Below are 12,925 nucleotides of genomic sequence, written 5' to 3' on the forward strand. Positions count from 1 at the left end.
ACGCGTCGGGCGAAGACGCCAAGGCCGTTCCTGGCCTTTCGTGGCGGTGCGAGTCGGCCGTACGGCGGTATTTGCCCGGTAATCCGTCACAAGGCGGCAAGTTGAGTTCGCAGTTGCGAGATAGAGCAGCGCACGCAAGGGTTTAGCTTCCGGTTTCGTGTCTGAGAACAACGTTGTCATCGGTATAGTTGACGAAAATTCGCCTCGTTGAACCCGCTCCTCGATAGTCGATTGTTACGAGAATTCACGAAGTCAGATGAGAATCTGGCCTCGAACTACTTGTGTTTCTGATGCTAGGGTGTATTTGCGGATAAAAGGGGAATGGAGTTATAATCGTGGAAGACAAAGCTACCCTGATCGAGCTTACGGCTGAAATCGTGGCCAACTATGTGGCCAATAACGTCACGCCAGTTTCGGAACTTCCGGCGTTGATCCGCGCTACGCATGACGCTTTGGCTGGTATTGGCGCGCCGCCCGCGCCGACCGTCGAAGCCGTAAGCAAGGCGACGCCGGCTCAAATCCGCAAGAGCATCACACCAGAGGCCCTGATCAGCTTCGAGGACGGCAAGCCGTACAAGACGCTGAAGCGCCACCTGACCACCCACGGCATGACCGTGGCCGAGTACAAGGCCAAGTGGGGCCTGCCGAACGACTATCCCACGACCGCGCCCGCCTATAGCGAAGCGCGCTCGAAGATGGCCAAGGCCCTGGGCCTGGGCCAGGGCGGTCGCAAGGGCAAGACGGCGCCGCGCGGCCGCAAGGGCTGATCGGCTTCCAAAGCCTTCCAGACACGGAAAAGGGGACGCGGCGGGCGTCCCCTTTTTTGGTTCCCCTCTCCCCTTGCGGGAGAGGGTGGCCGCCGAAGGCGGTCGGGTGAGGGGTTGAAGAACGAAAACGCCGCGACCGGCCCATCGGCTAGTCGCGGCGTTTCTGTCTGTGCGACCCCTCATCCGGCCCTTCGGGCCACCTTCTCCCGCAAGGGGAGAAGGGTGCTACGCCGCGCCGCGCGCTTCCGCCTCGTCTTCGCTGTCCAGCGCCAGCACCTTGGCGAGCGCCTCGACCAGGCGCGGAATCTCGACCGGCTTGGGCACCAGAGCGTCCATGCCGGCCTCGGCGTAGAGCGTCCGCTCGTGGGTCAGGACGCTAGCGGTCACAGCGATGATCGGGGTGCGGGGACGGCCTGTGCGGCGCTCGCCTTCGCGGATCGCCTGGCTGGCCTGGACGCCGTCCATCACCGGCATGTGGACGTCCATCAGGATGGCGTCCCAGCGGTCCTTTTCCCACATGGCCACGGCGTCGCGTCCGTCGACCGCGAAGTGGCCGTCGACGCCCAGGTGGCTCAGCAAGGTCAGCAGCACCGCGCGGTTGGTCTGGTTGTCGTCGACCACCAGGACCTTCGGCGCGGCCATGTCGTCGATTTCGGCCGGCGCGATGTCCAGGACGGGGGCGGGCGGCGCGGCGGCGACCTGGGGCAGCGGCACGGCGATCGAGAAGCAGGCGCCGCCTTGGGCGGGGGTCGAGAAGTCGATGGTCCCGTCCATCAGCTCGACCAGGGTCTTGCAGATGGCCAGGCCGAGGCCCGATCCGCCGGCGCGGCGGGTGCTGGAGCTGTCCAGCTGGGCGAACTTGGTGAAGAGGCGGTCTTGCTGCTCTTCCGGGATGCCGACGCCGGTGTCGATGACCCGCGCCGACAGCGTCCGGTCGTCGCCCTCGACGATGATCCGCACGGAGCCGGCCTCGGTGAACTTCACGGCGTTGGAGATCAGGTTCGACAGCACCTGGCGCAGGCGCTCGGCGTCACCCAGGCGCCAGCCGGCGGCCTCGGGGGCGATTTCCAGGCTGAACTCCAGGTCCTTGTCGCGGGCCAGGCCGCCATAGAGCTGGCGCAGGGCGTCCAGCTGAGCGGTCAGGTCGAACGGCGCGGCGACGATCTCCATCTTGCCCGCCTCGATCTTGGAGATATCGAGAATGGCGTTGATGACGCTCAGCAGGGACTGGCCCGAGGCGCTGATCGTGTCGAGCCGCCGGCGCTGGTCGGTGTCCAGCGCGCCGGCGCTCATGATCTGGGCCATGCCGAGGACGCCGTTCAGCGGCGTGCGGATCTCGTGGCTCATGGTGGCGAGGAACTCGGTCTTGGCCCGGTTGGCGGTCTCGGCCGCCAGGGCCAGGTCCTGGGCGGCGGTCTTGAGGCGGCGGTTCTCGGCCAGTTCGTGCGCCAGCTCGGCGTTCAAGGCCTCGCTGGCCAGGCGCGCGCGGACCTCGCGACCCACCACGCCGCGCATCAGGGCCGACATGCCGACCGCCGAGAAGGCGGCGGCGAAGCCTACGAACATGAACTGGTCGATGGTCTCCCGCGAGGCGTGGCGAGCCACCCAGGCCAGGCTGGCGATGGCGGCGGCCACGCTGACCAGCGACACCCGCCGGCTCGGGGCCGAGGTCGCGAAGACCAGGGCCATCAGCACGAAATAGACCAGCTTCTGCGGCTCGAAATGCAGGGTCTGGTAGGCCAGGACATTGCTCAGGAACAGGGCGTTCATGCCTAGGACCACGGCCTCGAGCGGCCGGCCCATGATGTGGCCGCGCCGTACGGCGATCCAGCTCCAGAACGCATAGAGCGCCGAAAACGCCGCCAGGCCTTCCAGCACCAGCAGCGCCAGGCGCTGCTCGTAGAACGGGTGGGATAGACTGATCAGAACATAGTAAATCGCCGCGGCGATCAGGTAGCCGCGGGCGATCGGCACGTAGGCCTGCATCAGCGCGACCTTCGTCCGCTGGCGCTCGTCAGTCTTCGAAACCGCCAAGACCTGTCCCCGACTTTCCTCAGCTGAGTAGTCTAGGGGCGGGTTGGTTAAGCCTTGTTTCGGAAGAACAAAATTTTACAATTCAAACGCCGCTGAGGCTCAGTCCCGGCCCGTCGGGCGGGGTGTCGCCGCCGCCGTTCAGCGAGCGCTGCATCCAGACCAGATCGACCCAACGGCCGAACTTGTGACCCATGGCCGGGAAGACGCCTTTCTTTTCAAAGCCCAGCGACGCATGCAGGCCGATCGAGGCGGCGTTGCCGCTGTCGCCGATCACCGCGCACATCTGGCGCAGACCCAGGTCCTCGCAGGCCTGGATCAGCGCCGTCAGCAGGGCCTTGCCGACGCCGGCCCCGACCGCCTTGGGCGAGACATAGACGCTGTCCTCGACCGTGTAGCGGTAGGCCGCGCGCAGGCGGAAGGGGCCGGCGTAGCAATAGCCGACCACCTCGCCGTCCAGCTCGGCCACCAGATAGGGCAGGCCGCGATCCAGGAAGGCCGCGCGGCGACGGCCCATCTCGGCCTCGTCCGGCGGGATCTCCTCGAAGGTGCCCAGGCCGTTCAGCACGTTCCAGGCATAGACGCCGGCGATCGCCGGCACGTCGGCGTCGGTGGAGGGGCGGATAGTCAGCATCTAGATCCTCGAAAGCACGAACCCCTCCCCCCTGCGGGGAGGGGCAGGGGTGGGGGTGTCGGCGCTATCGCCGGCCGATACGGAGCGGGCGCCCCCATCCCCAACCCCTTCCCCGCGAGGGGGAAGGGGCTTTACGCCCAGCCCTGTTCCACCGCCCACACCGCGAAGGCGTAGTCCAAGGCGATCTCCTTGAGGAAGTCAAAGCGTCCGGACGCGCCGCCGTGGCCGGCGTCCATGTTGATCTTCAACAGCACAGGCTTTGCGCTGGTGGTGTGCTCGCGCAGCTTGGCGGCCCACTTCTCGGGCTCCCAATAGGTGACGCGCGGGTCCGACAGGCCGCCGGTGGCCAGCACGGCCGGATAGGGCTTGGCCGCCACGTTGTCGTACGGCGAGTAGCTGGCGATGTAGTCGTAGGCCTCCTTGTCCTCCAGCGGATTGCCCCATTCGGGCCATTCGGGCGGGGTCAAGGGCAGGGTGGTGTCGCTCATGGTGTTGACCACGTCGACGAACGGCACGGCGGCGATGATCCCGGCGAACAGGTCCGGCCGCATGTTGGAGATCGCGCCCATCAGCAGGCCGCCGGCCGAGCCGCCATAGGCCACGGTGTTGGCCGGCGCGCCATAGCCGGCCGCGTGCAGGTGCTCGGCGCAGGCGATGAAGTCGGTGAAGGTGTTCTTCTTCTTGAACTTCTTGCCGTCCAGGAACCAGCCCCAACCCTTTTCCGAGCCGCCGCGCGGGCAGGCCGTGGCCCAGATCCAGCCGCGGTCGACGAGGCTGAGGTTCCGGATCGAGAAGCTGGGCTCCATGGCGATGCCATAGCTGCCATAGCCGTACAGCAGCAGCGGGGCCGAGCCGTCCAGCTTGGTCCCCTTCTTCATCAGGATGAAGATCGGCACATCGGTCCCGTCCGAGGCCTTGGCGTTCAGGCGGCGGGTCTCGTACTGGGCCGGGTCGTGGCCGGAGGGGATCTCCTGCGTCTTGCGCAGGGTCCTTTCGCGGGTCGCCATGTCGTAGTCGAACCACTGCCGGGGCGTGGTCATCGAGTTGTAGACGAAGCGCAGCGTGTCGGTGTCGTACTCGTAGCCGCCCTCCAGCGAGAGGGCGTAGGCGGCCTCGTCGAAGCCGATCGTGTGCTCGCCGCCGCCAGCAGATGTGACGACCGCCTGGTTCAGGGCGTCGACCTTCTCCAGCCGCACGAACCAGCGCTTGTAGGCCATGGTCCCGGAGATCAGGCGGCCGGGCTGGTGGGCGATCCAGTCCTTCCAGTGGGCCTTGCCGGTGGCGGTCTCGGGACAGACGACCAGCTTCCAGTCGACCGCGCCGTCGGCGTTGGTGCGGACCACGAAGTGGTCGTTCCAGTGCTCGACCTCGTAGCGGAGGCCGACCTCGCGCGGGTGGAAGACGACCGGCGCGGCGGTCGGCGTCGCGGCCGGGATCAGCAGCGCCTCGCTGGTCTCCTGGTTGCCGCACGAGATGACGACGAACTTCTCGGACGACGTGACGCCGACGCCGATGAAGAAGCCCTCGTCGGGCTCGTCATAGATCAGCACGTCGTCCCGGGCGGTCCCGCGCGCCGGCCGGCGATAGATCTTGGCCGGGCGGCCGTTGTCGTCCCGGAACGTCCAGTAGAGCCACTGGCTGTCGGGCGAGAAGCAGAAGTCGCCGGTGGTGCTCTCGACCGGGCTTTCCAGGACCTTGCCCGAGGCTAGGTCCTTCACATGGACGCGGTAGACCTCCGAGCCCTGCTCGTCGACGGCCCAGGCGTAGAGTTTGTGGTCCGGCGAGTGGCTGGCCGCCCCGACCTGATAGAAGGCCTTGCCTTTCGACTCGGCTTCCTCGTTCAGCAGAATCTCCTCGGCCCCCCCACCAAGGGCCTTCCGAGCATGGATCGGGTGCTGCGCGCCCTTCTCGAAGCGGGTGTAGTACTCGAACGGGCCGTCCTTGGCGGGCACCGAGGCGTCGTCCTCCTTGATGCGACCTTTCATCTCTTCGAACATCCGCGCCTGCAGCGCTTCGGTCGAGGCCAGCATCGCCTTGGTGTAGGCGTTCTCGGCGGTCAGGTGCTCCTTGACGTCGGCCTTGATCAGGCTGGGGTCGCGCAGGACCTTTTGCCAGTTTTCGTCCTTCATCCAGGCATAGTCGTCGGTCCGGGTGCGACCCAGTTGTTCGATGGTCTTGGGGACCTTTCGCGCGACCGGGGGAACAGGGCGAGCGGCGTCTGAGGACATGGCGGTTCCGAAAGCTATTCCAGGAAGGACTGTGGGGGATGACGTAAGCGTCGCGGCGGCGCGCGTCATCATCTGTCGCCGGTTCATGGCCAGAATTTTCCCCAACAGGCTTTAACGCGCGACTGCGGCAGAACGACAACTTGCGGCGCAAGATTCCTGTGGTCAAACTCACTCAATAGTCGGGCGACTAGCAGTAGCTAAGCGTAACAAGGGGGCGTCATGCCGTTGGATCTGTCCGTCGACCTGATCAAGGCGACGGTCCAGCTTGAGCAGCCGTTGGGCGATGGTTCGCGGACCGTCGGCACCGGCTTCCTCATTTCCGATCCGACCCCGGACGGCAAGCCGCGGACCATCCTGATCACCGCCGCCCACGTCTTCGAGAAGATGCCCTCGATGTCGGCCAAGATCGGCTATCGCATCCAGGGCGCCGAAGGCGTCTGGCGCTACGATCCCGAGACCCTGAAGATCCGCGACGGCGACCATCCGCTGTGGGTCAAGCACCCGACCCGCGACGTCGCGGCCATGGTGGTCGAGGCCCCGCCCGAGTTCGTCAAGGCGGCTATCCCGATCAACTACCTGGCCCAGGACGACACCTTCAACAAGTTCAACCTCGGCCCCGGCGACGAGATGATGGCGCTGGGCTTCCCGCGCGGTCTGGCCGCCAATCCGGCCGGCTTCCCGATCCTGCGCTCGGGCCGCGTGGCCTCGTACCCGCTGGCCCCGGCGACCAATTTCCCGACCTTCCTGATGGACTTCTCGGTGTTCCCCGGCAATTCCGGCGGGCCGGTGTTCATGGCCGAGGGCGCGCGTCGCCGGCCGGGCGCCAGCGAAAGCCAGGAGGTCCAGTTCGTGGCCGGCCTGCTGACCCAGCAGGTCGAGTTGTCGGGCGAACGCCTCGAGATCGGCATCGTCACCCACGCCAAGTTCATCCGCGAGACCCTGGCCATCCTGGACAAGGTTCCCGGCGCGACCGTGACCCAGGCCAAGGCGTCCAAGCCCGAGCCCGCCATGCCCGGCGCGACGCCGGCGGTGGCGGTTTCGGCCATGGCGATGGGCGCTTCGCACTAGGGATTTCTCGGAACGACAGGCCCGCCGCGCCCGTTCTTGTTGGGACTTCAACACCAACAGGAGCGAGTTATGAGCACCAATCGTGTCGAAGGCGCCATCGACAAGGGCGCGGGCGCCGTCAAGCAAGCCACGGGCAAGGCCACCGGCAACGAACGTCTCGAAGCCGAGGGCGCGGCCCAGAAGGCCAAGGGCGACGTGCAGAACAAGGTCGGCAAGGTCCAGGACAAGATCGGCGACGCGATCAAGCACTGACCGTTTGCCCAAGACTGACGAAGCGGCCGCCGGAGCGATCCGGCGGCCGTTTTGCATTCAGCTCCGTGCGAACCGGATGATGTCCCCATTCAGCCGCTCGATATGGGTGAACATCAGCCCGTGCGGCGCGCCTTGGTAGACAACCAGCTCGGCGTTCGGGGCCAGGGCCGCGTAGCGCCGGCCGCTGGTCTCCAGCGGGGTCGAGGCGTCCTTGTCGCCCTGGATCACCAGCGCCGGGACCGTCACGTTCGGGATCTCGGGACGCAGATCGGCGGTGGTGGCGGCGCGGTTGCACTCGACCAGGGCCTTGGTCGTGGTCCCCAGCATCAGGCCGCGCACCCAGTCCACCATCTCGGCCGAGGTGTCCGGCGTCACGAACGGACGAGCGTTCTCCTCCAGCCAGCGCGGATAGTCGCGCATCAGCACCTGGGCCCTGAACTGCTCGAACGTCTCGGGCGGCAGGCCGGTCGGGTTGTCGGCCTTGTGGGCGGGGCAGGGGTCCAGCGGGGCCAGGAACAGCACCTTGCCGACGCGCGCGCCGCCGTGGCGGCTGAAGTAGCGTACGATCTCGCCGCCGGCCATCGAATGGCCGACCAGCACCACGTCGCGCAGGTCCAGCTGCTCCAGCACCGCGGCCAGGTCGTCGGCCAGGGTGTCGTAGTCGTAGCCCTTCCACGGCGCGTCCGAGCGGCCGTGGCCGCGCCGGTCGTATGAGACGCAGCGCAGGCCCTCCTCCGAGAGGGCGGCGGCTTGATAGGCCCAGCACTCGGATGGCAGGCCCCAGCCGGCCAGGAACACCACCGGCCGGCCCTCGCCCCAGTCGCGGTGGTAGAGACGGGTCCCGTCGCGGGCGACGATCGAGGCCGGGCGTTTGGGGGCGGGAGCTGGCTTGGGCGCGGCGGTCGCCGGCAGGCTGGCGACGATGGCCCCGATGCCGGTCATCACGGTGATCGCGCGGCGGCGGGGCAGGGGAGCGAGGGCGGCGGTCATGACGGTCTCCGGCGAGGTGTCGCTCGTCGTTCGAGCCTCGCCAGGATCTTGCCGACCGCGCCGACCGTCGATTACGCGGCAGGTAATGGCGCAGCCGCGCGGCGGGCCCTAGCTTCCGGACTATGAACACCGCGACCACCTCCGCCCCGACCAAGGTCCCCACGATCGGCGAGCGCCTGCGCGACTGGCGCCAGAAGCGCCGGCTGAGCCAGCTGGACCTGGCGCTCGACGCCGAGATCTCGACCCGCCACCTGTCGTTCCTGGAGACCGGCCGCGCCGCGCCCAGCCGCGACATGGTCCTGCGCCTGGCCGAATGCCTGGAAGTTCCCTTGCGCGAACGCAACGCCCTGCTGCTGGCCGCCGGCTACGCGCCGGTCTTTCCCGACCGGTCGTTCGAGGATCCAGGCTTGGCGCCCGTCCGCGCGGCGGTGGAGGCGGTGCTGCACGCCCACATGCCGTTCCCGGCGCTGGCCATCGACCGCCGCTGGATCCTGCTGGCCAGCAACGCCGCCCTCGCGCCGCTGCTGGAGGGCGTGTCGCCGAAGCTGCTGGAGGGGCCGGTCAACGTGTTGCGGATCAGCCTGCATCCCGACGGCGTCGCGCCACGCATCGCCAACCTGGCCGAATGGCGCGGCCACATCCTCTCGCGCCTCCGCCGCCAGCTGGCCGACAGCGGCGACGCCGAGCTGGCCGACCTGATCAAGGAGCTGTCGGCCTATCCCGGCGGCGAGGCCCATCCCCGGGCCGGCGAAGGCCTGATCGCCGCGCCGCTGCGGCTGAAGACGCCGGGCGGGGAGCTGTCGTTCCTGTCCGCCACCATGACCTTCGGCTCGCCGCTGGACGTCATGGTCTCGGAGCTGGCGATCGAGACCTTCCTGCCCGCGGACGCCGCGACGGCTCGGGCGCTTCAGTCGACCTCCTCGTAGGTCGCCGCGTAGTCGACCGGGAAGTTCACCGAGCGGGCGATGAAGCAGACCTTGTGGATCTCGTGGTGGATGGCGTCGGCCTTGGCCAGGTCCGCGCCGCGCTGGACCCGGATGTGCGGCTTCAAGGTCGCGCTCAGGAAGCGGCCGGCCCCGTCGGGCGTGCTCTCACCGACGCCGATCGGCTGGTCCTGGTAGCCGCGCACCACGATCCCGGCGCTCGAGGCCAGGTGCAGGTACCACAGCATGTGGCAGGCGCTCAGCGACGACAGCAGCAGGTCTTCGGGATTGTGCAGCGTCGGGTCGCCACCCAGCAGCGGGTCGTTGGAGCAGCTGACCACCGGCTTCCCCGGGGTGGCGATGTTCCAGGTGCGGTCATAGCCGCGATAGGTCTTGGTCCCTTCGCCCCGGTCGCCGGTCCACTCGATCAGGCAGGTGTAGTCGTGCTGCTTGGCCATTCCTCAACGCTCCTCTGGACGGACATCCTTCAGTCGCGCGGTCATGGCGGCGATCTCGTCCCGACTCCAGCGCGTGTATTTGCGGATGTCGCTGGCCGGATTGAAGCCCAGGCCCAGTGAAATATGCGGATGGTGGTAAGCCTGCCGCGGTCGGATCGGCCGGGGCGCGAAGCCACCGCCGCAGGTCGGGCAGACGTTCTGGAGCACCGTCTCGGCGCAGTCGGCGCAGTAGGTGCATTCGTAGCTGCAGATCCGCGCGTTCGGCGCGTCCGGCGGCAGGTCGAGATCGCAGAGTTCGCAGTTGGGGCGCAGCTGGAGCATGGGCTTGGCTAGCGCGCGCGGGTAGGGCGCGAAATGACGGCTATCCCTCGATTTCCGCCAAACAAATCTTGCCTCCCTAGGCCTTGTGCCTAGGGCCCAGTGTTCCGCCGGCCAGATCGTGATCGGAGCGCGCCCACGCTAGCGGAGCGCTCTATGCGAGATCCCACCTGGCGGAACCATGGGTCCTCGCCACAAGGGCGAGGAAGGCAGTGTTAGTTGCGAAGGAGAGAGCTCACCCCCCGTAGATCACCGAGATCGTCTCGGCCACGCAGGCGGGACGTTCCTCACCCTCGATCTCGATGGTGCACTCGTTCTTCATCTGCAGGCCGCCGGCCTTGGGCTCCACCGAGACCAGCTTCTGGCGCATGCGCACCCGCTTTCCGACCCGGACCATGCCCGTGAAGCGGACCTTGTCGCAGCCGTAGTTGATGCCGCGCGTGACGCCGGTGACGCGCAGGATGCCCGCGCCCAGCATCGGGATCAGCGACAGGGTGAGGAAGCCATGGGCGATCGGGCCGCCGATCTCCTGGGTGGCGCGCTCGACGTCGACATGGATCCACTGGTGGTCGCCGGTGGCTTCGGCGAACAGGTTGACCCGCTCCTGGGTGACCTCGACCCAGTCGGAGACCCCGATCTCCTGACCGACCAGGCCGGCGATGTCGGCATAGGCGACTTCCTTCATGGCGTTTCTCTCCCTCGAACAACTGTTTGGATTGATCACATGAGAGACGGTCAAGGGCAAGCATCCTAACAGCCCCTTGGGTGAGCTGAGCGGGAACTAGGCCTTGCTTTGGCGCTGTTAGTTCGATTTGGCCGGTGAATCGTTCGAGGCCGCGCAGATCGCTTTGACTATCGTTTCGCTCACGGTGTCGGGCGCAGCCAGCTCAACCTTTTGCTCATATGAAGCGAACGTCTTGCTGTAGCTCACCGTGCCATCGGCGCGGTGCGAGAGCGCCGCAAGAATTGTGTAGGTCGATGCATCGCAGCTGATTTGGTATCGCCACGTGGTCGAAACCGCTCCATCCGCATCCGGCTTTTTCAGTGTTGAGCGGATCCAGACATTCTGAGTTCTTCGGCCGATCACGACGCTACTTGCGTCGACGGCCCAAACCGTGCCGTTGGTGCTTTCGCTCAAATCCACCCATTCGGCGGCGTGCGCGTGATCCGCCAGTGCGATCACGGTGACTACCAAACCCAAGATCAATGCGCGGTTCATGGAGCCCCCTCCAAATCCAAGCGCGACCATAGCGGGGGTTTCCCGAAGTCCGCAACCAAGGGAGCCTGAGGCGCGGCGGCGCATCCACGCACTCCTCCGAGACGAAGGATTACGAAAAAGTCGAAACCACCAGCCACACGTTCGCCGCCGAGATCACCACGAACAGGAACCAGGCCACGGCCTTGGTCGCCCAGCCGTTGGCGAACGGCCCCATCAGGCTCTTGTCGTCGGTGAAGCGCAGCAGCGGCCAGATGGCGAACGGCAGCTGGGCGCTCAGCACCACCTGGGTCAAAACGAGCAGCTTGCCGACCGAATGCTCGCCCATCGTCAGCACGCCGATCAGGGCCGGGACGATGGCCAGGCCCCGAGTGATCAGCCGCCGCTGCCAGCAGGGGATCTTCAGATCGAGGAACCCCTCCAGGATCACCTGGCCGGCGATGGTGCCGGTGAAGGTCGAGCTTTGGCCCGAGGCGAACAGGGCGATGGCGAACAGGGCGCCGGCCAGCACCCCGCCGGTGACGGGCGCCAGCAACTGGTGCGCCTCCTCGATGCCCGCCACCGTTGTCAGGCCCGAACGGTGAAAGGCTGAGGCGGCCAGGATCAGGATGGCGGCGTTGATGAACAGGGCCAGGAACAGCGAGACGACGGTGTCGATGGTCGAGAGGCGGATCGCGGCCCGCTTGCCCGGCTCGTCGGCCGGGGTCACCCGCGTCTGCACGATCGACGAGTGCAGATAGAGGTTATGCGGCATGATCGTCGCGCCCAGGATGCCGATCGCCAGATAGAGGGCGTTGCCCTGCTGCAGAGCGCTCAGCGACGGCACCAGCCCGCGCGCCACGTCGCCGGCGTTCGGCGGCGCCAGGATCAGCTGGACCAGGAAACAGACCCCGACTGTCAGGATCAGGCCCAGGATGATCGCTTCCAGCTGCCGGAAGCCCTTGCCCTTCAGGCCCAGCACGATGACCGTGTCCAGGGCGGTCAGCAGCACGCCGACCCATAGCGGTATGCCTAGCAGCAGCTTGAAGGCCAGGGCGCTGCCCAGCACCTCGGCGATATCGCAGGCGATGATGGCCAGCTCGGCCAGCAGCCATTGTATTCGGACCGCGCGCGGCCCGAACCGCTCGCGCGACATCCGGGCCAGGTCCTTGCCGGTGACCAGGCCCAGACGCATGGCCAGGGTCTGCAGCACGATGGCGGCCAGGCTGGACAGCACCACGACGAACAGCAGGCTGGTCCCGTAGCGCGACCCGGCCTCGATGTCGGTCGCCCAGTTGCCGGGGTCCATGTAACCGACGCTGACCAGCAGGCCGGGCCCCGCCACCCGCAGCATCCGCTTCCAGGTCGACAGGCCGTCCGGCACCGTGACGGCGCCGCGCACCTCGGCCGGGCAGAACGGGGCGGTGGCGGTTTTCGGCAGGCGGTCGAGCAGGGCGGCGAACATACGGCCAAGGTGGCGAGTGTCGGCCGCGTTGTCAGCCCCGGCGCCGCGAACTTGAGCGCCGTTGATCAACCCGTAGGCGAAACGCGACGATCTCGCGCGACGACGGTCTCATGGCGGAACGTTCGCATCGTCCGGCCCTTCCCCGAAAGCTCGCATCGCGTCTCCCCGATCCCTGGCGAGCCCGCAAACCCCAGCGGCGGCCCCGGCGACATGTGGCGCCGGGGCTAGCGGGAAGCTTCGGAGAGCCGCGCTTCCAGCTCGGGCCGATCGGTCACGAACCAGACCTGCCGGCCCTGGTTCGACTCATGGACGAAGTCGCGCAGGCTGCGGCTGATCTCGGTTCGGGCCGAGATGTCGCCGACGAAGGCCAGGCGGATGCGATAGTTGGTGAACTTCTGGACGACCTCGCCGGCGATGCGGGTGGAAAGGTCCAGGAAGCCTTCGGCCAGGCGCGCAAGCGGGACCGCGACCAGGTCGGCCTCGACGCCCCAGGCCTCGCCCAGCAGATCGCCGGCGGTGATCGCGTCCAGTGGCGCGCCGTCGGCGGCGACGAACAGGACCTTGGTTCCGGCGATGGTGGCGATCTCGGTCATGGC

The 12,925-nt window shown here is 67.3% G+C and carries 12 protein-coding genes and 2 pseudogenes; 4 read left to right on the top strand and 10 right to left on the bottom strand.

The window, feature by feature from the left end; genetic code table 11:
* Positions 1-335: 335 nt before the first annotated feature.
* Positions 336-767, top strand: coding sequence for a MucR family transcriptional regulator (locus tag ASC70_RS09035; RefSeq protein ID WP_056049124.1), 432 nt, complete (start codon positions 336-338; stop codon positions 765-767).
* A 225-nt stretch (positions 768-992) separates the two neighbouring features.
* Here the strand turns inward: ASC70_RS09035 and ASC70_RS09040 are convergent, their stop codons facing one another.
* From ASC70_RS09040 to ASC70_RS09050, 3 genes are all read right to left on the bottom strand, one after another.
* Positions 993-2,801, bottom strand: a complete 1,809-nt coding sequence (locus tag ASC70_RS09040) for an ATP-binding protein (RefSeq protein WP_056049127.1) — start codon at positions 2,799-2,801, stop codon at positions 993-995.
* An 82-nt stretch (positions 2,802-2,883) separates the two neighbouring features.
* Positions 2,884-3,432 carry a GNAT family N-acetyltransferase gene (locus ASC70_RS09045; RefSeq protein ID WP_056049131.1) on the bottom strand — a complete coding sequence of 183 codons (549 nt, stop codon included), beginning with the start codon at positions 3,430-3,432 and terminating at the stop codon, positions 2,884-2,886.
* Between the two features lie 131 nt (positions 3,433-3,563).
* Positions 3,564-5,747 (bottom strand): S9 family peptidase, encoded by a 2,184-nt coding sequence (locus ASC70_RS09050; RefSeq protein WP_056049132.1) that lies wholly within the window; start codon positions 5,745-5,747, stop codon positions 3,564-3,566.
* Positions 5,748-5,782: 35 nt separating this feature from the next.
* On the opposite strand from ASC70_RS09050, the pseudogene ASC70_RS09055 reads away from it, so the two are divergent.
* Positions 5,783-6,728, top strand: a pseudogene (locus tag ASC70_RS09055) (serine protease).
* Positions 6,729-6,797: 69 nt separating this feature from the next.
* Positions 6,798-6,979, top strand: a pseudogene (locus ASC70_RS09060) (CsbD family protein); the annotation flags it as partial.
* 58 nt (positions 6,980-7,037) lie between these two features.
* On the opposite strand, the gene ASC70_RS09065 reads toward ASC70_RS09060, so the two are convergent.
* A complete protein-coding gene (locus tag ASC70_RS09065) occupies positions 7,038-7,970 on the bottom strand; it encodes an alpha/beta fold hydrolase (RefSeq protein ID WP_200939210.1) in 933 nt (310 codons plus the stop codon).
* Positions 7,971-8,092: 122 nt separating this feature from the next.
* Between ASC70_RS09065 and ASC70_RS09070 the strand changes: the two genes are divergently transcribed.
* Positions 8,093-8,896 (top strand): helix-turn-helix domain-containing protein, encoded by an 804-nt coding sequence (locus ASC70_RS09070; RefSeq protein ID WP_056049140.1) that lies wholly within the window; start codon positions 8,093-8,095, stop codon positions 8,894-8,896.
* On the opposite strand, the gene ASC70_RS09075 is transcribed toward ASC70_RS09070, so the two are convergent.
* The 6 genes from ASC70_RS09075 to ASC70_RS09100 all read right to left on the bottom strand — a co-directional run bounded on the left by ASC70_RS09075 (position 8,878) and on the right by ASC70_RS09100 (position 12,922).
* On the bottom strand, positions 8,878-9,351 hold the full coding sequence (locus tag ASC70_RS09075; RefSeq protein ID WP_056049143.1) for an OsmC family protein: 474 nt from the start codon (positions 9,349-9,351) through the stop codon (positions 8,878-8,880). The genes ASC70_RS09070 and ASC70_RS09075 overlap by 19 nt on opposite strands.
* 3 nt (positions 9,352-9,354) lie before the next feature.
* A complete protein-coding gene (locus tag ASC70_RS09080) occupies positions 9,355-9,672 on the bottom strand; it encodes a DUF1272 domain-containing protein (RefSeq protein ID WP_056049148.1) in 318 nt (105 codons plus the stop codon).
* Positions 9,673-9,904: 232 nt separating this feature from the next.
* Complete coding sequence (locus ASC70_RS09085; RefSeq protein WP_056049151.1) at positions 9,905-10,354, bottom strand: MaoC family dehydratase; 450 nt, start codon at positions 10,352-10,354, stop codon at positions 9,905-9,907.
* Between the two features lie 117 nt (positions 10,355-10,471).
* Positions 10,472-10,888 (bottom strand): surface-adhesin E family protein, encoded by a 417-nt coding sequence (locus ASC70_RS09090; RefSeq protein WP_056049154.1) that lies wholly within the window; start codon positions 10,886-10,888, stop codon positions 10,472-10,474.
* A gap of 109 nt (positions 10,889-10,997) precedes the next feature.
* Positions 10,998-12,329: an Nramp family divalent metal transporter gene (locus tag ASC70_RS09095; protein ID WP_056050542.1), complete on the bottom strand. Its 1,332-nt coding sequence runs from the start codon at positions 12,327-12,329 to the stop codon at positions 10,998-11,000.
* A 224-nt stretch (positions 12,330-12,553) separates the two neighbouring features.
* Entirely contained in the window at positions 12,554-12,922 is a 369-nt protein-coding gene (locus tag ASC70_RS09100; protein WP_056049156.1) for a DUF4180 domain-containing protein, read from the bottom strand.
* Between the last annotated feature and the right edge of the window lie 3 nt (positions 12,923-12,925).

Origin of the sequence: Caulobacter sp. Root343 (assembly GCF_001425745.1) — a bacterium.
Classification (GTDB): Bacteria; Pseudomonadota; Alphaproteobacteria; order Caulobacterales; family Caulobacteraceae; genus Caulobacter.

Excerpts from the sequence above, each read along its gene's own strand:
- ASC70_RS09045 (WP_056049131.1), bottom strand. The coding sequence starts at position 3,432 with ATGCTGACTATCCGCCCCTCCACCGACGCCGACGTGCCGGCGATCGCC.
- ASC70_RS09050 (WP_056049132.1), bottom strand. The coding sequence starts at position 5,747 with ATGAACCGGCGACAGATGATGACGCGCGCCGCCGCGACGCTTACGTCA.
- ASC70_RS09095 (WP_056050542.1), bottom strand. The coding sequence starts at position 12,329 with ATGTTCGCCGCCCTGCTCGACCGCCTGCCGAAAACCGCCACCGCCCCG.
- ASC70_RS09090 (WP_056049154.1), bottom strand. The coding sequence starts at position 10,888 with ATGAACCGCGCATTGATCTTGGGTTTGGTAGTCACCGTGATCGCACTG.
- ASC70_RS09065 (WP_200939210.1), bottom strand. The coding sequence starts at position 7,970 with ATGACCGCCGCCCTCGCTCCCCTGCCCCGCCGCCGCGCGATCACCGTG.
- ASC70_RS09085 (WP_056049151.1), bottom strand. The coding sequence starts at position 10,354 with ATGAAGGAAGTCGCCTATGCCGACATCGCCGGCCTGGTCGGTCAGGAG.
- ASC70_RS09070 (WP_056049140.1), top strand. The coding sequence starts at position 8,093 with ATGAACACCGCGACCACCTCCGCCCCGACCAAGGTCCCCACGATCGGC.
- ASC70_RS09100 (WP_056049156.1), bottom strand. The coding sequence starts at position 12,922 with ATGACCGAGATCGCCACCATCGCCGGAACCAAGGTCCTGTTCGTCGCC.
- ASC70_RS09075 (WP_056049143.1), bottom strand. The coding sequence starts at position 9,351 with ATGGCCAAGCAGCACGACTACACCTGCCTGATCGAGTGGACCGGCGAC.
- ASC70_RS09080 (WP_056049148.1), bottom strand. The coding sequence starts at position 9,672 with ATGCTCCAGCTGCGCCCCAACTGCGAACTCTGCGATCTCGACCTGCCG.